The following is a 26,731-nucleotide window of genomic DNA, read 5'->3' as shown; positions in this document are numbered from 1 at the left end:
GCCCTTCCCAACCACGTTTTTCCAATAGATCTGACTGACATATCACAACAAAAGCATTCATCAAGGTAGGCATTTCTTCCCCTACCTGGCATAGTTAACGCATTCGGTAAATCGATGAGTTAACTGCTGGGTATTGATGCATACTGCTCTCGTCAGCAAGCACATTGCCCAGAGCCTACTCGGTAATATGAGGGAGTGGTTTTGGCAACTGCAATAGAGGCGTTATCTTCAAAAGAATCCGTTTTAAAAGCCATCGAAGAATATAAAAAAATTGGCCGAGATGAATTCTTAAAACAACATGAAATAAAACGATTTAAAAAATACACCCTTCATTATAATGGCGAGAAGTACGACATCCGAGGCATTGCCGCTAGAGCATACAGTGAGCAGCATTGCTATCCGTTTAAAGGAATCAATGCCGATAGCGGAACGGAAAAAGCCATTCAGTTTCTCAAAGACCTCGATTTTGAGATCGTCGAAACGCCGCATCCTTTTGACTATTTAACCGAAGGCAAGCTGTACACACGCAAAGCGCTTATCGAGCTTTACGGCGGGCAGCTGCAAGGCGGTATCTGGACCCCGCGGGAATTCCCGGTGATCTTTATCTTCACCGGAGAAAGCGGCGAAACCTACGGCTACAAAGATGGATGGACAGCCGAAGGCAGCTTCTCTTATACGGGTGAAGGCCAAAAAGGCCCTATGGAATTTATTCGGGGTAATAAATCCATCCGCGACCATAAAAAAGACGGTAAAGACATCTTCCTATTCGAAGACAACAAGAAAGAAAAAGGCGTCCGCTATCTTGGCATGTTTGAGTGCGACTCTTGGGATCACATTCAGTGCTTAGACTTCGAAAATAACATGCGCCAAGGCATTACCTTTAACCTGTTCAAAGTCTCATCACTGCATGCGGTTGAAGAAGAACCAGAAACCGATGAAGCCGATACGCAGACAGAGACGCTCGAACAGTTACGCAAGAAGGCATTGCAGTCCTCACAGCAATCTGGCCAGCGCCAACAGAGCGACAGCAAAAAATCCTGGTTCAAACGCAGCGAAGACGTAAAAAAATACGTGCTCAAGCGCGCCAATGGCATCTGCGAAGCCTGCGACCAGCCGGCACCGTTCAAGAAAAGGAACGGCGAGCCCTACCTCGAACCTCACCACACCAAGCGCCTAGCCGACGAAGGCCCCGATCACCCGCAGTGGGTGGGCGCCATCTGCCCAACTTGCCATCGCCGGATTCATAGTGGGGTGGATGGTAAAGAGGTGAACAAGAAGCTGATGGTGAAGTTGGAGTTGAAAGAGGCAGCTATCGGTTAAAAGTTGCCTGCAACAGCGTGCTACCTGTCAACTTCAAAACCAGGTTTGTGCAGTATCATAGGAATAATAAAGAATAACAGGGAACCTCAGCATGTCAGTACCAACCTACGACCAATTCATCGAGCCAGTGCTTCGCTTTTTGGCAACCAAGCCCGAAGGCGCACTTGCTCGAGATGTGCAAGATGCAGCAGCAGACATACTCAGCCTAAACGAAGAACAACGGGCAGAGACCATTGCCAGCGGCCAACTGGTTTATAAGAACCGTACCGGCTGGGCTCACGATCGTTTGAAACGTGCAGGGCTCTCGCACAGCTTATCCAGAGGAAAATGGTGCTTAACCGCCAAAGGCATCGACTGGTTAAAGCAGCATCCAAACCCGCTCACTGCAGCAGAAGTAGAGCATCTCGCTTTGGCTTATACCAACGTCAAACTTCAACAAAATAGTGATGCGGTGGATTTGGACCCGGTTACAGAACCTCTTCTCACCGAAGCGATGTTAACAAACAGCCCAGACGATCGCCTGGAACAATCAATCAAAGAGATCCGCGAGGCTGTTGCAACAGAACTCCTGGAGAACCTGAGCCAGGTATCCCCAGGTCGCTTCGAAGTTATCGTGTTGGATGTGCTGCACCGTTTAGGCTACGGCGGCCACCGCGATGATTTAAAACGAGTCGGAGGCAGCGGTGATGCGGGGATTGATGGCGTAATTTCTTTAGACAAGCTCGGCTTAGAAAAAGTGTATGTGCAAGCCAAACGCTGGCAAAACACCGTAGGCCGCCCTGAGTTGCATGCCTTCTACGGTGCACTTGTGGGACAAAAGGCCAAACGAGGGGTATTTATCACGACGTCTGGCTTTACCAAACATGCCGTTGCCTACGCGCAATCGGTAGAGGGCATGGTACTTATCGACGGTAACCGATTGGTGCACCTGATGATGGATAACGAGGTGGGTGTCAGTTCGACGTTGCTTAAAGTGCCAAAGTTGGATAGTGATTATTTTGATCAGTAATAAGTGCGTCCAATCTCAAATAAAGAATTGCTTTGGAGACTAATAAAATGATCAGCAGTCATCGATTTGTCTTAGGATGAATCAGCTATGACTCCCTCTCGCTTTGCTGCCAAAAGTAATGTGATATCCTTTCCAGAAATGCTGTTGTATCCACGATATAAGGCGATGATTGATGGAGCAGTCTCTCAATTTTGAAATGTTGCGCAGCCAGTGGCCGGAACTGGCGGAACTCGCGTGTATGGCAGAACGTTACGTTCACACCGACCCGGAAAGCAGTCTGGTGAAGCTGCGCAACTACACCGAATTGATGGTGCGTTGGTTATATCGTCAGGAACGGCTGCCTGAAGGCATCAAAGCAAATCTGTATGATTTAATGAACGCCGATGTCTTTACCAGCATGATGCCGGAAGCCATCATCATGAAAATGGATGCGCTACGTATACACGGCAACCGCGCCGCGCACGGTGGACGTATCAAGGCCAAAGATACCTACTGGCTGCTTAAGGAAGCGTATTTATTAGGTGTCTGGCTATATGTTCGTTACGCCCACGGTAATGTTGATAACTGCCCCAAATTTTCTCTCCCTCCGTTAACGCAATCTTCAGGTCGTGCAGATGAAAAACGTCTGGAAGATGCAATCAGGGCTCAAGATGAAAGCCGTGAGCGCGAATTGGCATTACAACGCGCATTACAACAGGAGCAGGAAAAGGCCGAACACCTCACTCAGCGCCTGAATGAAGCCAGGGCGCGTAACCAGCATGTTGCCGATATCCTCTCTATTGATGAAGCGGAAACCCGCCGCCGCCTGATTGATTCTCGTCTGCTTGCTGCTGACTGGAATGTAGGTGAAGAACTTAAGAATACCGATCAGGTTACGCAGGAACACCCGGTTAAAGAACAACCTACTGCAACCGGCGACGGTTATGCGGATTATGTCTTGTGGGATGAGGCGCATAAACCGCTGGCAGTGGTGGAAGCAAAAAAAACCAGCGTCAATGCCGAACAAGGACGAATTCAGGCCCGACTGTATGCAGACTGGCTGGAAAAAGAATACGGTCAGCGTCCGGTCATTTTCTACACCAACGGCTACGATGTCTGGCTATGGGACGATCATAAAACTCATGGCTATCCTCCGCGCCGGGTATTTGGCTTCTATTGTAAGGAAAGCCTGCAATATCTTATTCAGCAGCGTGAAACCCGTCTGCCGCTGAATAGTGTGCCGCATGTCAAAGACAACGAAGGTAAGGCCGTTGCCGGACGTTTGTATCAGCTTGAAACTATTGCCCGCGTCAGCGAACGGTTTACCAACAAGTACCGACAATCGTTAATTGTACAGGCCACTGGTACAGGCAAAACCCGCGTGGCAATTGCACTAAGTAAACTGATGATTGATGCTCGCTGGGTAAAACGCGTCCTGTTTCTTTGCGACCGTAAAGAGCTGCGTAAACAGGCGGCGAATGCCTTCAATCAGTTCACCAATGAGCCGCTGTATGTGGTCGGGAAATCAAAGAAAGCAGACAGACAGAATGCCAGAATCTACATCGCTACCTATCCGGGCATGATGAAAATCATGGACCATTTCGATGTCGGTTATTTCGATCTGATCATCGCCGATGAATCCCACCGCTCTATCTACAACGTCTACGGCGATCTGTTTAAGTATTTTGATGCCCTCCAGATTGGCCTGACGGCCACGCCGATCGACATGGTGAGTAAAACTACTTTCGGCCTGTTTGGTTGTGAAGGACGTATCCCTACCGCCAACTACAGCCTGGAAGATGCCATCGCCGATAACAATCTGGTTCCCTATGAGGTTGTCACGCATACCACAGAATTCCTGCGCGAAGGCATAAAACGGGAGAGATTAAGTGACGCTCAAATCCGCGAGCTGGAAGAACAGGGTATCGATCCCAATACGCTGGAATTTGACGGCAAGGCGCTTGATGAAGCAATTTATAACAAAGACACCAACCGCTATATTCTGCGTAACCTGATGGAAAATGGCCTGAAAGATCAGGACGGCCAGTTGCCCGGTAAAACCATCATTTTCGCCCGTAACCACAAACACGCGCTGCTGTTGAATGAATTGTTCGACGATATGTACCCGCAGTTTGCTGGACGCTTCTGCCAGGTTATCGACAACTACGATCCTCGTGCCGAGCAACTGATTGACGATTTTAAAGGGCTGGATGAAAGCACCAACAAAGAGCTGACCATTGCTATCTCTGTTGACATGCTCGATACCGGTATTGATGTCCCGGAGATTGTGAATCTGGTCTTTGCCAAACCAGTCAAATCGAAAGTGAAGTTCTGGCAGATGATTGGCCGTGGTACGCGTCTTTGTTCAGGGTTGTACGGCTATGATGACAACGGCAAACCGCTGGATAAACAAAAATTCCGTATCTTCGATCACTGGGGCAATTTTGAGTATCACGAGCTGCATACCGAAGAGGCCGAAGTCACAGCAACAAAATCGCTGGCGCAAAAACGTTTCGAGGCATGGATCACTCTAGGGGCCGCAGCGCAGCGTAAGTTCGATAAACAGGCGGTGGATTTAGTCGCTCACCAGCTTCGTGAGCAGATCAACGCACTGGATGAAAAGTCGATTGCCGTGCAGGAGAAGTGGCAGCAAAAAGCGCAGTACAGCGATGAAAAAGTGCTGCGCCAGCTTTCCCCGAAGACACAGCAGGATCTGCTATCTGTCCTGGCCCCACTGATGCAGTGGCTGGACGTGCGCGGGCAAAGTGATGCCATGCGCTTTGATATGGATATTCTGGCGGCGCAAACTGCACGCTATACCAACCCGGAAGAACTGGATGTGCTCTGGCCGGTCATCGTGGAGAAAGTGGAGCGCCTGCCGCCACATCTGGCACAGGTTCAGCAGCAAGGGGAGCGAATTAATCAGCTTCGTGATTTAGGCTGGTGGAAGCAAGCTAGCCTGGAAGAGCTGGAGGATATCCGCATTCATTTGCGCGGCATTATGCACCTGATGGAAAAAGATGCGACGCCGCAATTTGGTTCGATACAGGTGGATATTACCGAAGATGCGAACCTGATCCAGACGGAGACCCGCAAAACCAACATCCGCTCAATTGATTTCAAACTCTATCGTCAGCAGGTTCAAGGAGCGCTGGAGCCGCTGTTCCAGCAAAACCCGGTGCTGAAGAAAATCCGCAACGGCGAGCCGGTGACGCAAAGCGAGCTGGATGAGCTGGCAAAGCTGGTGCTGATCCAGAACCCCAACGTTGATATTCGTGCGTTGAAAGAGTTCTATCCGCAGGCAACCGCCAGCCTGGATAAACTGTTGCGTACCATCATCGGGATGGACAGCGACGCGGTGGAAGTGCGCTTTGCCCAGTTCGCCGCTGACAACAGTTTGACCAGCCAACAACTGCGCTTCCTGTCATTGCTGAAAAACCACATTCGCGATTACGGCACCATTGAAATGCGACAGCTCTTTGAACAGCCGTTTACGCATATCCACAACGAAGGCGTTACTGGCGTGTTCCCGGATATAGAGCAGATCGCCCGGCTGCAAAAGATAGTCGAAGAGCTGGGTGTTGTGACCGACGCAGCGACGGTATAATACGCACATGACAAGCCCCGGCAGCGGGGCTTTTGTATTTATAACAAGGTATAGACGTTAACAATGATCACCGGTGACTTAAAAAGTAAAATCGACGGCCTGTGGGAAGATTTCTGGGTAGGCGGCATAACTAACCCGCTGACCGTTATCGAACAGATCACCTACCTGATGTACTCCCGGATGCTGGATACCCAGGAACAACGCGACGAGAAGCGTAAACAAATCGCGGGCGTTGATTTTAAACCACGCTTTGCGCCTGAGCAGCAGGAGTTCCGCTTCAGCCACTACAGCAACCTTGGCTCAGACGAAATGATGGAAGTAGTGCGCGACGGCGTATTCCAGCATTTCCGTCAGCTTGGGCAAGCTGAAGATACGAAAGTGACGCTGCTGGGCAACTTTATGAAAGATGCTCGCCTGGAGATTGTTAAACCGTCACTGCTGACCAAAGCCGTGGAGGTGATCAAAAACCTGCCGCTGGATCGTGGCGACACCAAAGGCGATCTCTACGAATACCTATTAAGCAAGCTAACCACCGCCGGGATCAACGGTCAGTTCCGTACGCCGCGCCACATTATCCGCACAATGGTTGAAATGATGGAGCCGAATCCAGCACGTGGTGAGACGATTTGCGATCCGGCCTGTGGCACTGGTGGTTTTCTGGCGACCAGCTATGAGTACCTGTTGGAAAAATACAGCTCGCTGGAGTCCATTCATACCGAGATTGGCAGCAACGAACGCGGTGAGCTGGAAGAGCAAAAAATCTTTACTGGTGATCTGCTGACGCCGTGGCGTGACCATGTGGATAACAACATGTTCCACGGCTACGACTTTGATACTACTATGCTGCGTATCGCCGCTATGAACCTGATTATGCACGGCGTGGAAGAGCCGGATATCCACTATCAGGACACCATGAGCCAGAGTTTCAGCACCAACTTCCCACAGGCCAGCAAAAATGCTTTCAACCTGATATTGGCGAACCCACCCTTTACCGGTTCACTAGATGAGGAAGATATCGACGCCACGCTGTCGGCGATGGTGAAAACCAAGAAAACTGAGCTGCTGTTCCTGGCGCGAATTCTGCAAATGCTGAAAGTAGGTGGACGCAGCGCCACTATCGTGCCGCAGGGCGTGCTGTTTGGCTCCAGTAAGGCGCACCAATCACTGCGTAAAACGCTGGTAGAAGATAACCAGTTAGAAGCGGTGATCAATCTGCCTTCCGGCGTATTTAAACCTTACGCTGGTGTGGCGACGGCGATCCTGATCTTTACCAAAGGCGGTCAGACGGACGAGGTCTGGTTCTACGATCTGCAAAATGATGGCTACAGCCTGGATGACAAGCGTAACCCGATAAAAGACAACGATCTGCCGCATCTGCTGGCAAGCTGGAAGCACTACCGTGCTCTGCGTGGTTTGCCAGTAGATAACTTTATGGGCGAGAAATTTGCCTCGTTGCTGAAACAGCAGTACCCGGAAGGGATTGCTGCTGGTGTTGATTTTAAAGATCGAACGCAGGCGGCATTTGTGGTGTCGAAAGAGGATATTGCAGCGCAGAAATACGACCTCTCTATTAATCGTTATAAAGAAGTGGTGTATCAGGCTGAAGAGTATGAAGATCCAAAGGTGATACTGAAGCGGCTGAAGGACTTGGAGAAAGAAATTCTCGCGGATTTAGATGAGCTGGAGGGGATGCTATGAGTTGGCCGATGGTGAAACTTCATGATATTTGTAGACCAAAACAGTGGAAAACTATAGCTGCCAGTAGTTTAATTGCATCTGGTTACCCAGTTTATGGTGCAAATGGGAAAATAGGGTTTTATTCTAAATTCACGCATGAATTCCCAACGTTGATGATTACTTGCCGTGGAGCTACTTGCGGTAATGTGCACATTTCTGAGCCCATGGCATATATTAATGGGAATGCCATGGCATTGGACGATATAGACCGAAGTAAGGTTGACATCAAGTATTTGTACTATTTTTTTCTAAAACGGGGATTTGACGATGTGATTTCTGGCTCAGCACAACCACAAATTACTGGCCAGGGTTTAACTAAAGTAGAGATTCCTCTCCCTCCGTTATTAGAACAAAAACGAATTGCAGCTATTCTTGATAAAGCCAATGATATACGCCAAAAACGTGAGCAAGCTGTCAAACTCGCTGATGATTTTTTGCGTGCCACGTTTTTGGAGATGTTTGGTGATCCTGTTGCAAATCCGAAGAAATGGGATGTGGCTTCTTTGTTAGAATATGGTTCATTTAAAAATGGAATGAATTTTACGAAAGGTGAGTCAGGCTCGGTACTGAAGTGCCTGGGAGTTGGCAATTTCAAATCACTAGCAACTATTACCTGTATGGACAATATCGATGAAATTGAATTAAATACTCTTCCTTCCGATGATTATCTTTTGAAAGATGGTGATATCGTCTTTGTCCGCTCTAATGGTAATAAAGCCTTGGTCGGAAGATGTCTTACTATTTATCCAAATAAAGAGAAAGTCACATTTAGTGGATTTTGCATTCGATACAGAATAGAAAAATCTGCAATAACGGCAGAGTATCTTAACTTTCTCTTCCGTACACCTTCAATGAAACAGCAAATGTTGAGCGGGGGCCAGGGAGCTAATATTCAGAATATTAGCCAAGGTACCTTATCTGCACTCAGGATACCTGTACCTCCATTGGATAAACAACTTGCTTTTGCCAAATTGGTTGATTTCCGTGCATCTATTTTGAAAAAACAATATGATAAAATGTCTGAATCTGAAAAACTCTTCGATGCTTTGACTGGCGATTTTTTCATATTTAATGAGTGATGGTTTATAGAATAACTCATTCATTACAAGAGATTATTAAACACATAGAGGGGCAAATGGGTACATATATCTCAGATAAAACAGAAACATGTTTTGATGAATATTCTTTAATCGAAAAAGTCGAGGATGGCTATGAGATTAGTGTGTACTCATTTAAGCTTCATGCAGGAAATCCTTACCAACCACATATATCAGAAAGTTATAGTGGTGATATTTTTATTAGCTATTTGTACTATGGAAATGATTCTTACTACGAGCGTAGGCGTCAGGAGTACAGAAAATATTTATCATTAAAAGAAATCCATCTTGCTATTCTAACGATATTTCCAGATGAGCGAAGAATCGCGATAGGTATAAAAAAAGAAAGCTATAGCATCGTTAAAATATCTTATGTGGCAGCGGATGAAGTATATCTTCTTGATATTGCAAATAAAGAAATGTTATTGCTAGATAATATATTTTGCCTTCATAATATTATTTCCAAGCATGAAAGCAATATTAATAAGTTGGAAGGTGAATTAGCAAGTGGTAAAAAAGAATTCCAAAGCATGAAGTTAGATGTAAAAGAAAAATGTAAATCTATTCTTGATATTGTTGATCAGTAAAAATAACCCCAGTGGCTATAATTTATTGATGTGGAACTCTTCTAATGGCTGAAATACTTTCTTTGCGTTATGATGCTTTGCTTCTACAACCTTGTGATTTCACGTCAGGAAAGTAACCATGCCTTTAGATTTAAGTAACACTTTAGTTATTGGCATCAGCGCAACTGCGCTTTTCGACATGAGCGAATCCGACCGCATGTTTCGCGAAACGTATGCAACCGATCCTGACAGTGCTATTGAAAAGTATCGAGCCTACATGCTGGAACACGAAAACCAGCCTTTACAGCCCGGAACAGGTTATCCCTTAGTCAAAGCGCTTCTGGGTCTGAACCGGTACCGCCAGCCGGATGATAAATCGCCGCTGGTTGAGGTTGTTGTGATGTCGCGTAACAGCCCTGATACAGGTATCCGCGTTCTGAATACAATTCGTCATGACAAACTCGATATCACTCGCTCTGCTTTTACAGCAGGCGAAACCGTTGCCGATTATCTTGATGCCTTTGATGTCGATTTGTTTTTAACGACCAACGTCGAGGACGCGCAAAAGGTTATTGATTCTCGATTCTGCGCCGCTGCAATCCTCAAAGATCCTCCCTCCGACGCCTCCGATATCCCGGAAGGGCAGGTACGTATCGCGTTTGATGGTGATGCCGTGCTTTTCTCTGATGAAAGTGAGTTAGTTTATAAAACTCAAGGGATGGCCGCTTTTCACGCCTTGGAGGATGCGCAGCAAGATATCCCGATGGCTGAAGGGCCCTATGCAACTTTGCTAAAAAAAATAGCCAAGCTTCAGGAGCGACTACCGACAAGGGTTGAGTATTCACCTGTCCGTATTGCACTGGTGACAGCCAGAAACAGCCCTTCGGAAATGCGCGTCATTAAAACACTGAGAAGCTGGGGGGTGTATGTCGATGAAGCTTTTTTTCTTGGCGGTGTAGAGAAAACAAAAGTTCTGAAGGCGTTTAAACCACACATTTTCTTTGACGATCAGGATGTGCATTTGATCGCGGCGGCAAAGGTTGTACCTTCTGGAAAAGTCCCTTATGCCAGCAACTCCGAACTTGCAGAACGTGAAGCATCGTAATTATCGCTGACAAACCATTTAGTCATCAAGGCTGAATGGTTTGTATGCCACAGCCAAAATAACACCCCTACCCCAGATCAATACTCTCCTCTGAACACCTCTTTCCTGTGCCATTCCACAAACTGCTCGCCCGGATAATTTTCTTTAACCGGTGGCAACGCAATCGCCTTTCCCGCAAAATCCCAGAACAGCCGCTGTACCACCCCACCACCATTTACCGCGCCGGAAACCATCACACGCATATTTTCATCCAAACCAATCGAACCACGATCAAACGCTTTATGATGGATTGCGCACAATGCCAGGCCATTAGGTACTTCACAAGGCCCATGGTGCTGCTTCCATCTGATATGGGCAGCTTCCAGAGCAATCGGCGCATTATCGTGGCGCATGTTAAAGCCGCAGATAGTGCACTGATAATTGTAAGCACGTAGCACCATCTGGCGGAACTTCGGGTCGCGTTGACGGAGAGAGGTGCGAATATCAAAACCCATTTCGTCAGCGATGTCTTCCTGAATACTCGCCGGGAAATGCGCCTCCAGAAGCTGCTGCGCCAGTGTATCAATTAACCTATGGTTTTTTGCCACCAACGCAAAATTATCGGCATCAAATCCACCCGCGACATTATATTCGATGAGTTCACGTCGGGGAGGCTGGCGGCTACCATTGGTTGAGCACAGTTCCGCGTTTTGTAGTTCCCAGAAGCCATCGCCCTTCAGACGCCAGAACGGCATGTCCGGGCGCTGGTCACGACGCTGCGGTCCATAACGTTCCAGGAGATCCAACAGGGGCTCGTAGATTTCAGAGCCATAGTTAAACAGGCGCTCATGATCCTGCCGATAGTGTGAGAGGACGTGCAGCAGCAATAAAGGCTTATGTGGCGCACGCTGTTCGCCTTTGCGCCAAATAGTAATATTTGATATCGCTTGCTTTAGGGTTTTGTCAGAGGTCATTGCATTGAAGAATCCATGAGCACATGTTTGCGATGATGCTCGCAACTATATGTACATTCAAGGCATTATGAAAGCGGCACCAGATGAGGTGTACGAATTTTTGATCCCGGTGAGAATGTCTCACGCCAGATATAGGCTCTCGTTCAGAAGGGGTCATCCACATTGACGTTTCAAAATCTATCCCTGACCAGCGAGCCAAACGCAGCTCACTGGAACGAATAAAGATAAGTAGAGTGAGTTACGCAGCCCAGCGGTAAGTGGTCTACCAGTATAACCATTTATTTTCTTTAATAACTCAGGGATGTACTTTAGCTCCAAAGCCGAACGACATTGTCTATTTCCAGAAGCAACTGCCCCTATCCTCTTCTGCGCAGGATTATAATCAACCAGTCCGCTCTGCACTATATAACGCATAATAGCTGTGGCACGCTGTTGAAGCCAGGCTGCAACTTCAAGACGTTCAGACATTTCTATGGCCTTATACAGACTTTGATCTCTGTTAACGCCATGCTTATGTCCCCCGTTGGTACAAACATTATAGAACCGGGATATGCCTCCAGTTGTACCCGCACCAGTAAGTTGATGCAGATTGAGTCAGAATTGAGTTAGGTTGAGTGAAAAGGCGAAGAAAGCCTTGCAGATACTGGATTCCAGGCACAAAAAAACCACCTCTCGGTGGCTTCTTGTTCGCGCGGTACTTAATGGTGCCGAAGGCCGGACTCGAACCGGCACGTATCTCTACGGTTGATTTTGAATCAACTGCGTCTACCGATTTCGCCACTTCGGCACTGAAGTAGTATGCGGAAAACGGGTGAATTATACCTTCCCGCGACCAGCACGCAACACTTATCCGTTGTTCAATGAGTTAAGTGTCGAAAAAACCGCCGCAACGTGCGTTTGCCCGCCCCGCCTTCTCTCTGCGCGCCCTTCACAACCCCGTTGATGATGAGCAGGCTGTTGCAACGAGCATCTGGGGATGAGGTACACCACACTCACACGATACCGTCCGATTCCATATTCCAGCATCGTTGCACAGAGCAATGATGACTCCTGTGCCGAACGTCACTCCCTCCCACTAGCCAGAACCGCTCGCCCAGCTAGCGAAACAGGTTCAGGAACCCGTCAAACTGAAGGACGCACCAGCCTCCCCCATCACCGCTGTCTAACCCAGCGCCTATCAAAAACAAAATAATCCCCAGCCGCAATGACAACGCTGCAAATAATTACACATTCATGTGTCAGCCAATAAAGAATGAGGTTGCGCAACATTTCGAGAACACTATTTTTTCATTGCTGAATGTCAGGTGAAAAATAAAAAATAGAAATCTAGGCTATCAAACGGTAGAGGTTATTCACGTTGGATGGGCTTTATCTGAAATCACCAGAAAATAACGTGTATACATAACAAAATGGCTAGTTAATGCCTAAAAACCAGCTGAGATCGCTTGCCTCTGCGGAGTTAATAGCTTTAAGATGGTGCAAGAAAATTTTCCCTGGTGTTGGCCAATATTGGCAACCTGGCCCTACGCGGTCAGGTTTTTTTTTGTATTTTTATCAAAAAATTACCGGGGAAGTGTATCGCCTTAAGGGGCGAGAAACTAGTTAGACTAAAGTACAGTCCCTTACTAGACCTTTATCAGTTCAACCTGGTGATTATTTCAAATTGCAGAGTTCGGAGCCGCCGATACGCTATTGCGGCCTTCACGTTAATCGCCACGGCGCCAAATCAATACCGGTTAACGCTCGCTATTTCCCGAATCGAAAGACGCTGCTCGCCAGCCGATATTTTCTCCCTTTAGACGTATCCCGCTGATGAGTTCTGCGCAGCCGTTGCCTCAGTATTCCACGGGCTAACTAGCCCGTCACTCCACCGGCTTAATCAGCCGCAGCTCCATCCCCAAGCGCACAGCATGTCGGGCATTCGTGACCCCCAGCTTTTTGACAATGTTGGACATATGAAACTTGATGGTGCCGGTCTTTATGCCCAGGATCATCGCCGTTTCCTGGTAGGTTTTACCCACGCTGGCCCAATAGAGGATTTCGTTTTCCCTGTCGGTAAAGCGGGCGTTACGCTCCAGGGATGCGGCGTTTTTTGCTGACAGTGGGGACAGCGCCAGGTACGACTCATGGATTGAGGCCAGCAATACCGAAATGTCGCCTTTACGCTCGGTGAGCGCCTGGATGGCTGCCATTTTCTGTTCCGCGCTGAAGGCAAAAGAAAGCGTGACGAGGTTGTCGTTGTAATCGTGCAGCACGAAGGTATAGCCGTGCGTCACGCCAAACTCGCGGGCCTGCTCGAACAGTTCGGGAAAGTGCAGCCCTGCGTCAGCCATAATTTGCTCGTCCCAGGCGAACGGGGTCAGGCGGTTGCGGGCGGTAAGCACCACCGGATCAATGTACTGCAACCCCTGCTCTTGATACTTTTTTACCCATTCACTCGGGTAGTTGGTGACGCCAAAGATGCAGGCAATGTCTTTTTTGGATAGCACCACATACGCCCACAAGAGATCGCCCAACTCCCCGAGTGCCGCTTCCAGGCGCTTGCCGATAATGTTGCTGAGATTATATTCGTCTTCCATTGGCTGCCAGCTCCCTCTCCCTGCATTGCCACTGAAGTGACTATAACACGACAAAAACCGCAGGCGGGGGCATGCCGCACCAACAAAAAAGGCGCGGCCCCACGGCCACGCCTTTCTTCACTACCGATCGCCCCGCTACTTGCGTTTGAGCAGCATATACACGCTGATCAGCAGGAACAGCATGCTCGGCAGCAGCGCGCCCAGCACCGGCGGCATGCTGTAGACCATGCTCAGCGGGCCGAAGATCTGATCCAGCACGTAGAACAGGAAGCCGAAGCTGATGCCGGTCACCACGCGGATACCCATCGGCACGCTGCGCAGCGGGCCGAAGATGAACGACAGCGCCATCAGCATCATCACCGCCACCGACAGCGGCGAGAAGATTTTGCTCCACATGTTGAGCTGGTAACGGTTGGATTCCTGGCCGCTCTGCTTCAGGTACTTCACGTAGTTATGCAGCCCGCTGATGGAGAGCGAATCCGGATCCAGCGCCACCACGCCCAGCTTGTCCGGGGTCAGGTTGGTTTTCCATTCGCCGGTCAGCGTCTGGGTGCCGGTCACCTGTTTCGGGTTGGTCAGATCCGAGGTGTCCACCTGCGAAAGCTGCCACAGGCCGTTCTCGAAGCTGGCGGTGGCGGCATAGCGCACCGTCTCGAGGCGACGCTGATCGTTGAAGTGGTAGATGTTCACGCCGGAGAGTTCTTTATCGCCGGAGACGCGCTCGATGTAGATGAAGTCGTTGCCGTCCTTCGCCCACAGCCCGCTCTTGGTGGAGAGCAGTGAGCCGCCGTACATCTGCTGGGCGCGGTAGTTGCGCGCCATCTGCTCGCCCTGCGGCGCCACCCACTCGCCGATCGCCATGGTCAGCAGCACCAGCGGAATGGCGGTTTTCATCACCGAGCCGGCGATCTGCAGGCGGGTGAAGCCGGAAGCCTGCATCACTACCAGTTCACTGCGCGTCGCCAGTTGGCCCAGGCCGAGCAGCGCGCCGAGCAGCGCCGCCATCGGGAAGAAGATCTCGATGTCTTTCGGCACGCTCAGCAGGGTGTACATGCCGGCGCTCAGGGCGGTGTATTCGCCCTGGCCGACCTTGCGTAGCTGATCGACGAACTTGATGATGCCGGACAGCGACACCAGCATGAACAGCGTCATGATGATGGTGTTGAAAATCGTTTTACCGATATACCGGTCTAATACGCCAAACATCAGGCCGCTCCTCTCAGGCGTGCGCGCAGCTTGCGCATCGGCACGGTATCCCACAGGTTCAGCGCCAGCGCGATCGCGAAGTAAACGCCGTTAACCAACCACAGCCACAGCATCGGATCCAGCTTGCCCTTGCCGGCGTTGGAGCGCAGCGAGGTCTGCAGCAGGAAGAAGATCAGATACAGCAGGATGGCCGGCAGCATGCTCAGCACGCGGCCCTGGCGTGGGTTCACCACGCTGAGCGGCACCACCAGCAGCGCCATCAGCGCCACCGAGACCACCAGCGTCAGGCGCCAGTGCAGCTCGGCGCGCGCGTCCGGATCGTCGGATTCCCACAGCGTCTGCATCGACATCTGTTCGGATTCGGTGTTGTCCGCCGCCACGGTGCGGTGGCCAATCACCGCCTTGTAGTCGGTGAAGTCGGTAATGCGGAAGTCGCGCAGCAGCGCGGTGCCTTCAAAGCGGGTGCCCTTGTCGAGCGTCACCACCTGCGAGCCGTCTTTCTGCTGCACGATGTTGCCGTGCTCGGCCACCACCACCGACGGGCGTTGGTTGCCGTTCGGCCGCAGCTGCGCCAGGAACACGTCGTTGAAGGTGCTGCCCTTCACGTTGCCGATAAACAGCACCGCGTTGCCGTCCTGCGAGGGTTTGAACTGCCCTTCCGCCAGCCCGGCGATGCTCGGGTTGGCCTTGGCTTCGTTCACCACCACGTCCTGATAGCGCGAGGCCCAGGGGCCGGCCCAAAACACGTTCACCGCTGCGACCGCAGAGGTGAGCAGCGCCAGGATCATGGCGGCGATAATCAGGGTGCGTTTGCCCAGCCCGCAGGCGTGCATAACGGTGATTTCGCTCTCGGTATACAACCGCCCAAGCGTCATCAGCAAGCCGAGAAACAGGCTCAAAGGCAGGATGAGCTGCGCCATTTTCGGCACGCCCAACGCGAGCAGGGAGAGTACTAAGTTTGTCGGGATATTGCCGTCCACCGCGTCGCCCAACACCCTGACCAGGTTCTGACAAAAGAAGATCAGAAGCAGGATGAACAGGATGGCGATTTGGCTCTTGAGCGTTTCCCGTACCAGATATCTTATGATGATCACGCTTATTACGCCTGTGAAAACTTGTCTTTTTGCAGGAAAATCGATAATTTCATCGTTAATCCGCCATTTATTCTCATCATATGGCAACCTTCACAGCTAAAATAGTATTACAACATCAAGCCGTTTGGGTGTCCTATAGGAACTTGCTTATAGTCGCCAAAACAGAGCAATTTATGCCGTTCAGGTTAACATAATCCGTTAACTCAAATGGCAGGAGATCGTTACGGAGTCGGTTATTCTAGCCGTAGCGTCCGCCTTTGTCTTTAAGATTCAGGAGAGTGCATGGAGTTCAGTGTAAAAAGCGGTAGCCCGGAAAAACAGCGCAGTGCCTGTATTGTAGTCGGCGTTTTCGAACCGCGCCGCCTGTCCCCTATCGCAGAACAACTCGACAAAATCAGTGATGGTTATATCAGCGCATTGCTGCGCCGTGGCGAACTGGAAGGCAAGGTCGGGCAGACGCTGCTACTGCACCATGTGCCCAACATTCTCTCCGAGCGCATCCTGCTGATCGGCTGCGGCAAAGAGCGCGAGCTCGATGAGCGCCAATACAAGCAGGTGATCCAGAAAACCATCAATACCCTTAACGACACCGGCTCGATGGAAGCGGTCTGCTTCCTGACCGAACTGCACGTGAAAGGCCGCAATACCTACTGGAAAGTGCGTCAGGCGGTAGAAACCGCCAAAGAGACGCTCTACACCTTCGATCAGCTGAAAAGCAACAAGGTGGAGCCGCGTCGTCCGCTGCGCAAAATGGTGTTCAACGTACCGACCCGCCGTGAGCTCACCAGCGGCGAGCGCGCTATCCAGCACGGCCTGGCGGTGGCTTCCGGCATCAAGGCGGCCAAAGATCTCGGCAACATGCCGCCGAACATCTGTAACGCCGGCTACCTGGCCTCGCAGGCCCGCCAGCTGGCGGACGCCTTCAGCACCCACATCACCACCCGCGTCATCGGCGAACAGCAGATGAAAGAGCTGGGCATGAACGCCTATCTGGCGGTCGGTGCCGGTTCGCAGAACGAATCATTGATGTCGGTGATGGAATATAAGGGCAACCCAAATCCGGACGCTAAGCCGATCGTGCTGGTAGGCAAAGGGCTGACCTTCGACTCCGGCGGCATCTCGATCAAACCGGCTGACGGCATGGACGAGATGAAATACGACATGTGCGGCGCGGCGACCGTGTACGGCGTGATGCGCGTGGTGGCGGAGCTGAACCTGCCGCTGAACGTGATCGGCGTGCTGGCCGGCTGTGAAAACATGCCGGGCGGCCGGGCGTACCGTCCGGGCGACGTGCTGACCACCATGTCCGGCCAGACCGTCGAGGTGCTCAACACCGACGCCGAAGGCCGCCTGGTGCTGTGCGACACCCTGACCTACGTCGAGCGCTTCGAGCCGGAGCTGGTGATCGACATCGCCACCCTGACCGGCGCCTGCGTGATCGCCTTGGGCCACCACATCACCGGCCTGATGTCGAACCACAATCCGCTGGCGCACGAGCTGCTGGGCGCTTCCGAGCAGGCCGGCGACCGCGCCTGGCGCCTGCCGATGGCCGACGAGTACTACGAGCAGCTGGACTCCAACTTCGCCGACATGGCAAACATCGGTGGCCGCCCTGGCGGCGCCATCACCGCTGCCTGCTTCCTGTCGCGCTTCACCCGCAAGTACACCTGGGCGCACCTGGATATCGCCGGCACCGCCTGGCGTTCCGGTAAAGCCAAGGGCGCGACCGGCCGCCCGGTGGCGCTGCTGTCGCAGTTCTTGCTCAACCGCGCGGGCCTGAACGGCGACGATTAAATACCCTTCATCTTTCAAGCTGCAGCGTTGTTGGCCGCATTCGTTCACCCCAGTCACTGACTTGATGTCAGCTCCTGGGGATGAACGAACTTGCCGCCTAGCTGCAACTTGAAATCTATTGGGTATATAATCCTCTCAGCAGCGAAGGGGTAGAGTTATCTGCTCCGTTCCCTAAAAGGGCGCAACCTACATGTTGTGCCCTGTTTTTTTTATCGGCAGCGGTGGATCCTTAATGAAACAGGCGACGTTTTATTTGCTCGACAACGCGGAACCGTCTGGCGCGCTCAGCGCCCATGAGGCCGTGGCCTGCGCCGTTGCCGCCGAACGCTGGCGCGCCGGCAAGCGGGTGCTGATCGCCTGCGAGAGCCAGGAGCAGGCCCAGCGGCTGGACGAAGCGCTGTGGCAGCGCGAGCCGCATGAATTCGTGCCGCACAACCTGGCCGGCGAAGGGCCGCACTACGGCGCGCCGGTGGAACTGTGCTGGCCCGGCAAGCGCGGCAACGCCCCGCGCGATCTGCTGATCGCCCTGCTGCCGCAGTTTGCCGATTTTGCTACCGCTTTCCATGAAGTGGTAGACTTCGTTCCTTACGAAGACACTCTGAAACAGTTGGCGCGCGACCGTTACAAGGCCTATCGCAGCGTCGGCTTCCATTTGACCACGGCTACGCCGCCAACTCACTGAATACGATAAAGAATGGAAAAGACAAACAGTCAGCTCGACACCGCATACGACCCAAAACAGATCGAACAGAAGCTGTACGATCATTGGGAGAATCAGGGTTACTTCAAGCCGAACGGCGACACCAGCCAGGAAAGCTTCTGCATCATGATCCCGCCGCCGAACGTCACCGGCAGCCTGCACATGGGCCACGCGTTCCAGCAGACCATCATGGACACCATGATTCGCTATCAGCGCATGCAGGGTAAAAACACCCTGTGGCAGGCGGGCACCGACCACGCCGGCATCGCCACCCAGATGGTGGTGGAGCGCAAGATCGCCGCGGAAGAAGGCAAAACCCGCCACGACTACGGCCGTGACGCGTTCATCGACAAAATCTGGCAGTGGAAGGCGGAATCCGGCGGCACCATCACCCGCCAGATGCGCCGTCTGGGCAACTCCGTGGACTGGGAGCGCGAGCGCTTCACCATGGACGAAGGCCTGTCGAACGCGGTGCGCGAAGTGTTTGTCCGTCTGCACAAAGAAGACCTGATCTACCGCGGCAAGCGCCTGGTGAACTGGGATCCGAAGCTGCGCACCGCCATCTCCGATCTGGAAGTGGAAAACCGCGAGTCCAAAGGCTCCATGTGGCACCTGCGCTACCCGCTGGCCGACGGCGCGAAAACCGCCGAGGGCAAAGACTATCTGGTGGTCGCCACCACCCGTCCGGAAACCGTGCTGGGCGATACCGGCGTGGCGGTCAACCCGGAAGATCCGCGCTATAAAGATCTGATCGGCAAAGAGATCATTCTGCCGCTGGTCGGCCGCCGCATCCGCATCGTCGGCGACGAACACGCCGATATGGAAAAAGGCACCGGCTGCGTGAAGATCACCCCGGCGCACGATTTCAACGACTACGAAGTCGGCAAACGCCATGGCCTGCCGATGATCAACATTCTGACCTTCGACGGCGACATCCGCCAGGAAGCGGAAGTGTTCAACACCCTGGGCGAAGTCTGCACCGACTACTGCAACGAGATCCCGGCCGAGTTCCGTGGCCTGGAGCGCTTCGCGGCGCGTAAAGCGGTGGTTGCCGCCTTCGATAATCTGGGCCTGCTGGACGAGATCAAACCGCACGACCTGACGGTGCCTTACGGCGACCGCGGCGGCGTGGTGATCGAGCCGATGCTGACCGACCAATGGTACGTGCGCACCGCGCCGCTGGCCAAAGTGGCGGTGGAAGCGGTCGAACAGGGCCAAATCGAGTTCGTGCCGAAGCAGTACGAAAACATGTACTTCAGCTGGATGCGTGACATTCAGGACTGGTGCATCTCGCGTCAGCTGTGGTGGGGCCACCGCATCCCGGCCTGGTATGACGTGAACGGCAAAGTCTACGTGGGCCGCAGCGAAGAAGAAGTGCGCATCGAGAACAACCTGGGCGCCAACGTGGTGCTGACCCAGGACGAAGACGTGCTGGACACCTGGTTCTCGTCCGGCCTGTGGACCTTCTCTACCCTGGGCTGGCCAGAGCAGACCGACGCGCTGAAAACCTTCCACCCGACCAGCGTGATGGTCAGCGGCTTCGACATCATCTTCTTCTGGATCGCGCGCATGATCATGCTGACCATGCACTTCATCAAGGATGAAAACGGCAAGCCGCAGGTGCCGTTCAAGACCGTCTACATGACCGGTCTGATCCGCGACGACGAAGGCCAGAAGATGTCCAAGTCGAAAGGCAACGTGATCGATCCGCTGGACATGGTCGACGGCATCTCGCTGGAAGATCTGCTGGAAAAACGCACCGGCAACATGATGCAGCCGCAGCTGGCGGAGAAAATCCGCAAGCGCACCGAGAAGCAGTTCCCGAACGGCATCGAGCCGCACGGCACCGACGCCCTGCGCTTCACCCTGGCGGCGCTGGCCTCGACCGGCCGCGACATCAACTGGGACATGAAGCGCCTGGAAGGCTACCGCAACTTCTGTAACAAGCTGTGGAACGCCAGCCGCTTCGTGCTGATGAACACCGAAGCGCACGACTGCGGCTTCAACGGCGGCGAGAAAGTGCTGTCGCTGGCGGATCGCTGGATCCTGGCCGAATTCAACCGCACGGTGAAAGCCTACCGCGAAGCGCTGGACACCTACCGCTTCGATCTGGCGGCCAACATCCTGTACGAATTCACCTGGAACCAGTTCTGCGACTGGTATCTGGAGCTGACCAAGCCGGTGGTGAGCAACGGCAGCGAAGCGGAACAGCGCGGCACCCGCCACACGCTGATCACCGTGCTGGAAGCGCTGCTGCGCCTGGCGCACCCGATCATTCCGTTCATCACCGAAACCATCTGGCAGCGCGTGAAGCCGCTGACCGGCACGACCGCAGACACCATCATGCTGCAGCCGTTCCCGGCCTACGACGCCGCGCTGGAAGACGAGCAGGCGCTGAACGATCTGGAGTGGATCAAACAAACCATCATCGCCGTGCGCAACATCCGCGCCGAGATGAACATCGCGCCAAGCAAAGCGCTCGACGTGCTGCTGCGCAACTGCAGCGCCGACGCCCAGCGCCGCGTGCAGGAGAACCAAAGCTTTATCGCCCGTCTGGCGCGCCTGGAATCTATCGCGCTGCTGCCGGCCGGTGATAAAGGCCCGGTCTCCGTCACCAAGCTGGTGGACGGCGCCGAGCTGCTGATCCCGATGGCCGGTTTCATCGACAAGGACGCCGAGATCGCGCGTCTGGCGAAAGAGATGGGCAAGCTGGATGCGGAAATCGCCGCGATCGAAGGCAAGCTGGCGAACGAAGGCTTCGTGGCGCGCGCGCCGGAAGCGGTAGTCGCCAAAGAGCGCGATCGTCTGGCGGCCTGCAAAGAAGGCAAAGTGAAGCTGCAGGAACAGCAGGCGACCATCGCCGCGCTGTAATCCACCGGCTCACGCCAACGCCTGAAAAACAGCGGGGTCTTCCCCGCTGTTTTTTTATCGCCGTTGCATCCGGGCCGGGTTAGATGTTATTACAAGATATTACTGCTGCAGGGACGCCGCCGGGAAATAACCCCCGGCGCGTTTCGTGCTGCGATAAAAACGAAAATGAACGTGGTCTCTTTCAATGGCGAGTGTAAACATGACAACAGCAACCCCGGCGCGCCTGCTGGTGCGCCCCATCACGGCGGAAGACAATCCCGCCATTGCTCACGTCATTCGCGAAGTCTCCGCCGAGCACGGCCTGACGGCGGATAAAGGCTATACCGTCTCCGATCCCAATCTGGACGCCCTGTATCAGCTCTACAGCCTGCCGCGCAGCGCTTACTGGGTGATCGAGGTGGACGGTCAGGTCGCCGGCGGCGGCGGCATCGCGCCGCTGCAGGGCGGCGCAGACGATATTTGCGAATTGCAGAAGATGTATTTCCTGCCGGTGTTGCGCGGCAAGGGATTGGCGAAGCGCCTGGCGCTGCAGGCGCTGGATTTCGCCCGCCAGCACGGCTTCCGCTGTTGTTACCTTGAGACCACCGCCAGCCTGACGCAGGCCGTTGCGCTGTACGAACACCTGGGCTTCGAACACATCGACCATGCGATGGGCGCCACCGGCCACGTCGATTGCGAAGTTACCATGCTGAAAACGCTGTAATCGCCCCCCGCCGTCTCTATCATGGCGCAGCTTTCTGCGCCATTTTATTAATATCGCAATCAATCAGTAAAACTCGCTATAACGCCGTTTTTCAAGCAGATAAACTGACGTTAAAAACCACGATGTAAATTTAATGTGAAGTTCGTTAATAAATTAACGATCGCAAATTGACCGTTTTTCCCCCCGCGTTACTCTGCCAGTATCCCAATCGCGCACGGAGAGCTGTCATGTCGGAAAACACCTTTGATTACATCATCGTCGGCGCCGGTTCTGCCGGCTGCGTGCTGGCGGCGCAGCTGATCCGCCGCACCCAGGCGCGGGTGCTGCTGCTGGAAGCCGGCGGCGACGACAATAACCTGTTCATCAAGATGCCGGCCGGGGTGGCCAAGATCATCGCCAAAAAGAGCTGGCCCTACGAGACGGAACCGGAACCGCACGCCAACAACCGCCGCATGCAGATCGCACAGGGCAAGGTGCTGGGCGGCAGCAGCTCGGTCAACGGCATGATCTACCTGCGCGGCCAGCCGCAGGACTACGATGACTGGGCCGAACGCTACGGCTGCACCGGCTGGAGCTACCGGGAGGTGCTGCCCTATTTCAAACGCGCCGAGGCCAACGAAAGCCTGTCAGACGACTACCACGGCGCCGACGGGCTGCTGCCGGTCAGCGAAAACCGCTACCGCCACCCGCTCAGCATGGCGTTTATCCGCGCCGGCCAGGAGCTGAACCTGCCCTACCGCAACGACTTCAACGGCGACAGCCAGCACGGCGTCGGTTTCTACCAAACCACCACCCACAATGGCGAACGCGCCAGCACTGCCCGCACCTACCTGAAGGCGGTGCGCGACGAACGGCGGCTGGTGGTGAAACTGAACGCCCTGGCGCACCGGCTGACCTTCGAGGGCAACGTCGCCACCGGCGTGGTCTACAGCCAAAACGGCGGTGCGGAAGTGACCGCGCGCGCCACCAAAGAGGTGATCGTCAGCGCCGGCGCGGTCGGTTCGCCGAAGCTGCTGATGCTGTCCGGCATCGGCCCGCGCGACCACCTGCAACAGCTGGGCATTGAGGTGCGGGCGGATCTGCCGGTGGGCAAAAACTTCCACGACCACCTGCACATGTCGATCAACGTCAGCACCCGCGAGCCGATCAGCCTATTCGGCGCCGATCGCGGCCTGCAGGCGCTGAGCCACGGCGCGCAATGGCTGGCGTTTCGCAGCGGCGTGCTCTCGTCCAACGTGCTGGAAGGCGCCGCCTTCACCGACAGCCAGGGCGACGGCCGGCCGGACGTGCAAATCCACTTCCTGCCGCTGCTGGACAGCTGGGACGACGTGCCCGGCGAGCCGCTGCCGAACATTCACGGCTTCACGCTCAAGGTCGGCTACCTGCAGCCGAAGGCGCGCGGCGAAGTGCAGCTGCGCAGCAGCAACCCGCGCGATCCGGTCAAGCTGCACGCCAACTACCTCGGCCACCCGGACGATCTGGCCGGCAGCGTGCGCGCGGTGAAGTTCGGCCTGGATTTCCTGCAAACCGCGGCGCTGAAGCCGCTGATCAAAGATCTGCTGATGCCGCAGCCGGAATGGACGCGCGACGAAGCGCAGCTGGAAGAGTTCGTACGCAACTTCTGCAAGACGGTGTATCACCCGGTGGGCAGCTGCCGCATGGGGCCGTCGCCGCAGGACGCGGTGACCGATCCGCAGCTGCGGGTGCACGGTTTTGAACGGCTGCGGGTGATCGACTGCTCGGTGATGCCGCAGCTCACCAGCGGCAACACCAATGCGCCGACCATCATGCTGGCGGAAAAGGCGGTGGATCTGTTGCTGGGCGCGCCGCAGTAGGGGCGCGCCTCAACCTCAGGCGGCGGCGGGCACGCCGCTGTGGAAGCGCAGTTCGCTGTCCGGCGACAGGATCAGCTCAGCTTCGAGACGGCCGAAATGCACCACCCGTTCGCTGATGTCGCCGCCGGCGATCTGTTCCGCCAGCGTCAGGTAGTCCTGATAGTGACGCGCTTCGGATCGCAGCAGCGAGACGTAAAAGCGGTTCAGCTCGTCGTCCAGGTGCGGCGCCAGTTTGGCGAAGCGTTCGCAGGATCGCGCTTCGATGTAGGCGCCGCAGATCAGTTTGTCGATCAACGTCGCCGGATCGTGGGTGCGGATCTCGCGGATCATGCCCTTGGCGTAGCGGCTGGCGGTGATCTTGCGATACGGGATCCCGCGCGCCTGCATGATCTCCAGCACCTGCGAGAAGTGATGCAGCTCTTCCTTGATTAACAGCACCATGCGATCCGCCAGATCCTGGCCGTAGGCCGAGCCGTTTTTCGGCAAGATCTTGCGGGTGAACTGGCCCTGGCGGAACAACGTGTCCGGCGCGCCCTGCGCCTCGTGCAGAAACGCCTCGTAAGGGCGCAGCAGCGCCAACAGCGCGTCGCCGCTCTCTTTGTCCGCCACGTAGCGGCGGATCAGCCACATGCCGGTCTGCGCGGCTTTCAGCTCGCACACCAGGTGGTCGGTCAGCAACAGCTGCAGGTTTTCCGGACGGCGCGCGGCGTCGATCCAGGCGTCGGGCGTTTCACAGTGCAGGAAGCTTAAAATCGGGGCTAACAGGGATTGGTATGTCATGGCGTTTATCAGGGGCCGGCGAGAACCGGCCCATGTGAATAAGCGGGGTTAATCAGTGGCGTTTGCCGTCGTCGTCTTCGTCGATGTAGTCGCCGTCTTCGTCATCCTCACCGTCTTCACCGTTCGGATCTTCGAAGTAGGTGCCCCAGCCGTCGTAGTTGACGCCGCAGCGCTCCGCCAGCGCCACCAGCTGCTCGACCTGAGCGTCGATCAGCTCGGCGTTCAGGCCGACTTCGCTGATCACGTCGCAGCACATCACCATCGAACCGTCTTCCACTTCCAGCTCTTCGGCGTCGGTCACTTCGTAGCCCAGCTTGAAGGCTTCAACGGCGGCCTGCTCCAGAACCTCAAATTTCTCGGCGGACAGATGGTGCTCGATGGTGTAGAGCGCGTCCGGATCGCTGCCGTCTTCCAGCAGTTCTTCGATGATCAGGCGGGTCTCTTCACGTTGTTCTTCCAGCAATTCGCGGTTTGCCATGCCTATATCCTCAAGTCAAATGGCCTTCATTCCTTCTATTTTCACACACCGCCGACATTGCTTCCACGATAAACGTGAAAGATTTCCTCGCTGGGGTTGAAATTGAATATTCATACATATAAAGTGAATTTTAATTCAATTACACAATCAGGGAATCGGACTATGAGCACCGGCAATGCGTTCTACCAACGTCACTTTCTGAGGTTAATGGATTTCACCCCCGCCGAGCTGCAGGCGCTGCTGCGGCTTTCGGCCGATCTGAAGCAGGCCAAGAAGCAAGGGCAGGAACAGCGCCGGCTGCAGGGCAAAAACATTGCGCTCATCTTCGAAAAAGACTCGACCCGCACGCGATGCTCTTTCGAAGTTGCCGCATTCGATCAGGGCGCCCAGGTCACTTACCTCGGCCCGAGCGGCAGCCAGATCGGCCATAAGGAATCGATGAAAGACACCGCCCGGGTGCTGGGCCGCCTGTACGACGGTATTCAGTATCGCGGCTACGGCCAGGCGCTGGTGGAAACCCTGGCGGAATACGCCGGCGTGCCGGTATGGAACGGCCTGACCGACGAGTTCCACCCCACCCAACTGCTGGCGGATCTGCTCACCGTGCAGGAGCACTTGCCGGGCAAGGCGCTGAGTGAAGTGAAACTGGCGTACATCGGCGACGCGCGCAACAACATGGGCAACACGCTGCAGGAAGCCGCCGCGCTGGCGGGCATGGATCTGCGGCTAGTGGCGCCGAAGGCCTGCTGGCCGCAGCCGGAGCTGGTGGCCGAATGCCAGGCGCTGGCGCAGCAAACCGGCGCGAAACTCACCCTGACCGAAGACATCGCCGAAGGGGTACAAGACGCCGACTTCCTCTACACCGACGTGTGGGTGTCGATGGGCGAACCGAAAGAGACCTGGCAGGAGCGTATCGCGCTGCTGCGGCCGTATCAGGTCAACATGGCGATGCTGAAGCTGACCGGCAACCCGAACGTGAAGTTCCTGCACTGCCTGCCGGCGTTCCACGACGATCAAACCACGCTCGGCAAGCAGATGGCGCAGCAGTACGATCTGCACGGCGGCATGGAAGTGACCGACGAAGTGTTCGAATCGGCGCACAGCGTGGTGTTCGATCAGGCGGAAAACCGGCTGCACACCATCAAAGCGGTGCTGGTCGCCACGCTGAGCGAAACCCTCTGACAGTCCTCCCCTCCGCCCTGGCGCCCTCGGCCAGGGCGGCTAATATATTCCTGGAATATCAAATAGCGTATTGGCCTTTGCCCGCCGCGGGCAAAGGTTCTACCGTGACAGGCCGACGGCGCTCGCGCCGTAAAAA

At 54.3% G+C, this 26,731-nt stretch carries 19 protein-coding genes, 1 tRNA gene and 1 pseudogene; 13 read left to right on the top strand and 8 right to left on the bottom strand.

Annotated elements, in window-relative coordinates; translation table 11 throughout:
• Window positions 1-201 precede the first annotated feature (201 nt).
• The 7 genes from V8N38_RS02315 (at window position 202) to V8N38_RS02285 (ending at window position 10,420) form a co-directional block, all read left to right on the top strand.
• On the top strand, window positions 202-1,320 hold the full coding sequence (locus tag V8N38_RS02315; RefSeq protein ID WP_102985520.1) for an HNH endonuclease signature motif containing protein: 1,119 nt from the start codon (window positions 202-204) through the stop codon (window positions 1,318-1,320).
• 91 nt (window positions 1,321-1,411) lie between these two features.
• A complete protein-coding gene (locus V8N38_RS02310; RefSeq protein ID WP_102985521.1) occupies window positions 1,412-2,329 on the top strand; it encodes a restriction endonuclease in 918 nt (305 codons plus the stop codon).
• A gap of 172 nt (window positions 2,330-2,501) precedes the next feature.
• Entirely contained in the window at window positions 2,502-5,915 is a 3,414-nt protein-coding gene (locus V8N38_RS02305) for a DEAD/DEAH box helicase family protein (RefSeq protein WP_147839692.1), read from the top strand.
• Between the two features lie 63 nt (window positions 5,916-5,978).
• Window positions 5,979-7,613: a type I restriction-modification system subunit M gene (locus V8N38_RS02300; RefSeq protein WP_147839691.1), complete on the top strand. Its 1,635-nt coding sequence runs from the start codon at window positions 5,979-5,981 to the stop codon at window positions 7,611-7,613.
• Complete coding sequence (locus tag V8N38_RS02295; RefSeq protein WP_147839690.1) at window positions 7,610-8,731, top strand: restriction endonuclease subunit S; 1,122 nt, start codon at window positions 7,610-7,612, stop codon at window positions 8,729-8,731. Before V8N38_RS02300 ends, V8N38_RS02295 begins: the two co-directional genes overlap by 4 nt.
• Before the next feature lie 56 nt (window positions 8,732-8,787).
• Entirely contained in the window at window positions 8,788-9,336 is a 549-nt protein-coding gene (locus V8N38_RS02290; protein ID WP_141971213.1) for a hypothetical protein, read from the top strand.
• Between the two features lie 118 nt (window positions 9,337-9,454).
• The gene (locus tag V8N38_RS02285) at window positions 9,455-10,420 is read left to right on the top strand and encodes a 5'-nucleotidase (protein ID WP_141971215.1); all 966 of its coding nucleotides are present in this window, start codon (window positions 9,455-9,457) and stop codon (window positions 10,418-10,420) included.
• A 77-nt stretch (window positions 10,421-10,497) separates the two neighbouring features.
• Here V8N38_RS02285 and V8N38_RS02280 read toward each other — a convergent pair whose 3' ends face one another.
• The 6 genes and pseudogenes from V8N38_RS02280 to lptF form a co-directional block, all read right to left on the bottom strand.
• Window positions 10,498-11,373 (bottom strand): phosphorothioated DNA-binding restriction endonuclease, encoded by an 876-nt coding sequence (locus V8N38_RS02280; protein WP_147839689.1) that lies wholly within the window; start codon window positions 11,371-11,373, stop codon window positions 10,498-10,500.
• A gap of 68 nt (window positions 11,374-11,441) precedes the next feature.
• Window positions 11,442-11,853, bottom strand: a pseudogene (locus V8N38_RS02275) (tyrosine-type recombinase/integrase); the annotation flags it as partial.
• Between the two features lie 222 nt (window positions 11,854-12,075).
• A tRNA-Leu gene (locus V8N38_RS02270) sits at window positions 12,076-12,160 on the bottom strand.
• A 1,075-nt stretch (window positions 12,161-13,235) separates the two neighbouring features.
• Window positions 13,236-13,952, bottom strand: coding sequence for a helix-turn-helix transcriptional regulator (locus V8N38_RS02265; protein ID WP_147839688.1), 717 nt, complete (start codon window positions 13,950-13,952; stop codon window positions 13,236-13,238).
• A gap of 135 nt (window positions 13,953-14,087) precedes the next feature.
• On the bottom strand, window positions 14,088-15,158 hold the full coding sequence (gene lptG, locus V8N38_RS02260; protein WP_019453290.1) for an LPS export ABC transporter permease LptG: 1,071 nt from the start codon (window positions 15,156-15,158) through the stop codon (window positions 14,088-14,090).
• Window positions 15,158-16,252 (bottom strand): LPS export ABC transporter permease LptF, encoded by a 1,095-nt coding sequence (gene lptF, locus V8N38_RS02255; protein WP_019453291.1) that lies wholly within the window; start codon window positions 16,250-16,252, stop codon window positions 15,158-15,160. The genes lptG and lptF overlap by 1 nt, the downstream gene beginning before the upstream one ends.
• 282 nt (window positions 16,253-16,534) lie before the next feature.
• On the opposite strand from lptF, the gene pepA reads away from it, so the two are divergent.
• From pepA to V8N38_RS02230, 5 genes are all read left to right on the top strand, one after another.
• Window positions 16,535-18,046, top strand: coding sequence for a leucyl aminopeptidase (gene pepA, locus V8N38_RS02250; protein ID WP_033636874.1), 1,512 nt, complete (start codon window positions 16,535-16,537; stop codon window positions 18,044-18,046).
• 232 nt (window positions 18,047-18,278) lie between these two features.
• A complete protein-coding gene (locus tag V8N38_RS02245) occupies window positions 18,279-18,728 on the top strand; it encodes a DNA polymerase III subunit chi (protein WP_019453292.1) in 450 nt (149 codons plus the stop codon).
• 12 nt (window positions 18,729-18,740) lie between these two features.
• On the top strand, window positions 18,741-21,617 hold the full coding sequence (locus V8N38_RS02240; RefSeq protein WP_147839687.1) for a valine--tRNA ligase: 2,877 nt from the start codon (window positions 18,741-18,743) through the stop codon (window positions 21,615-21,617).
• 199 nt (window positions 21,618-21,816) lie between these two features.
• The gene (locus V8N38_RS02235) at window positions 21,817-22,320 is read left to right on the top strand and encodes a GNAT family N-acetyltransferase (protein ID WP_004933360.1); all 504 of its coding nucleotides are present in this window, start codon (window positions 21,817-21,819) and stop codon (window positions 22,318-22,320) included.
• A gap of 227 nt (window positions 22,321-22,547) precedes the next feature.
• Window positions 22,548-24,155 (top strand): GMC family oxidoreductase, encoded by a 1,608-nt coding sequence (locus tag V8N38_RS02230; protein WP_033638869.1) that lies wholly within the window; start codon window positions 22,548-22,550, stop codon window positions 24,153-24,155.
• A gap of 15 nt (window positions 24,156-24,170) precedes the next feature.
• Here the strand turns inward: V8N38_RS02230 and miaE are convergent, their stop codons facing one another.
• Both miaE and rraB read right to left on the bottom strand, forming a co-directional pair.
• Window positions 24,171-24,935 (bottom strand): tRNA isopentenyl-2-thiomethyl-A-37 hydroxylase MiaE, encoded by a 765-nt coding sequence (miaE, locus tag V8N38_RS02225; protein WP_100395988.1) that lies wholly within the window; start codon window positions 24,933-24,935, stop codon window positions 24,171-24,173.
• A gap of 52 nt (window positions 24,936-24,987) precedes the next feature.
• Window positions 24,988-25,413 carry a ribonuclease E inhibitor RraB gene (rraB, locus tag V8N38_RS02220; protein ID WP_025305115.1) on the bottom strand — a complete coding sequence of 142 codons (426 nt, stop codon included), beginning with the start codon at window positions 25,411-25,413 and terminating at the stop codon, window positions 24,988-24,990.
• Window positions 25,414-25,575: 162 nt separating this feature from the next.
• Between rraB and argF the strand changes: the two genes are divergently transcribed.
• Window positions 25,576-26,595 carry an ornithine carbamoyltransferase gene (argF, locus tag V8N38_RS02215; RefSeq protein WP_147839686.1) on the top strand — a complete coding sequence of 340 codons (1,020 nt, stop codon included), beginning with the start codon at window positions 25,576-25,578 and terminating at the stop codon, window positions 26,593-26,595.
• Window positions 26,596-26,731 lie beyond the last annotated feature (136 nt).

It is taken from the genome of Serratia nevei (assembly GCF_037948395.1).
Lineage (GTDB): Bacteria > Pseudomonadota > Gammaproteobacteria > Enterobacterales > Enterobacteriaceae > Serratia > Serratia nevei.
The sequence above is the reverse complement of the archived record's forward strand: the minus strand, read 5'-3'. Positions and strand labels throughout refer to the sequence as shown.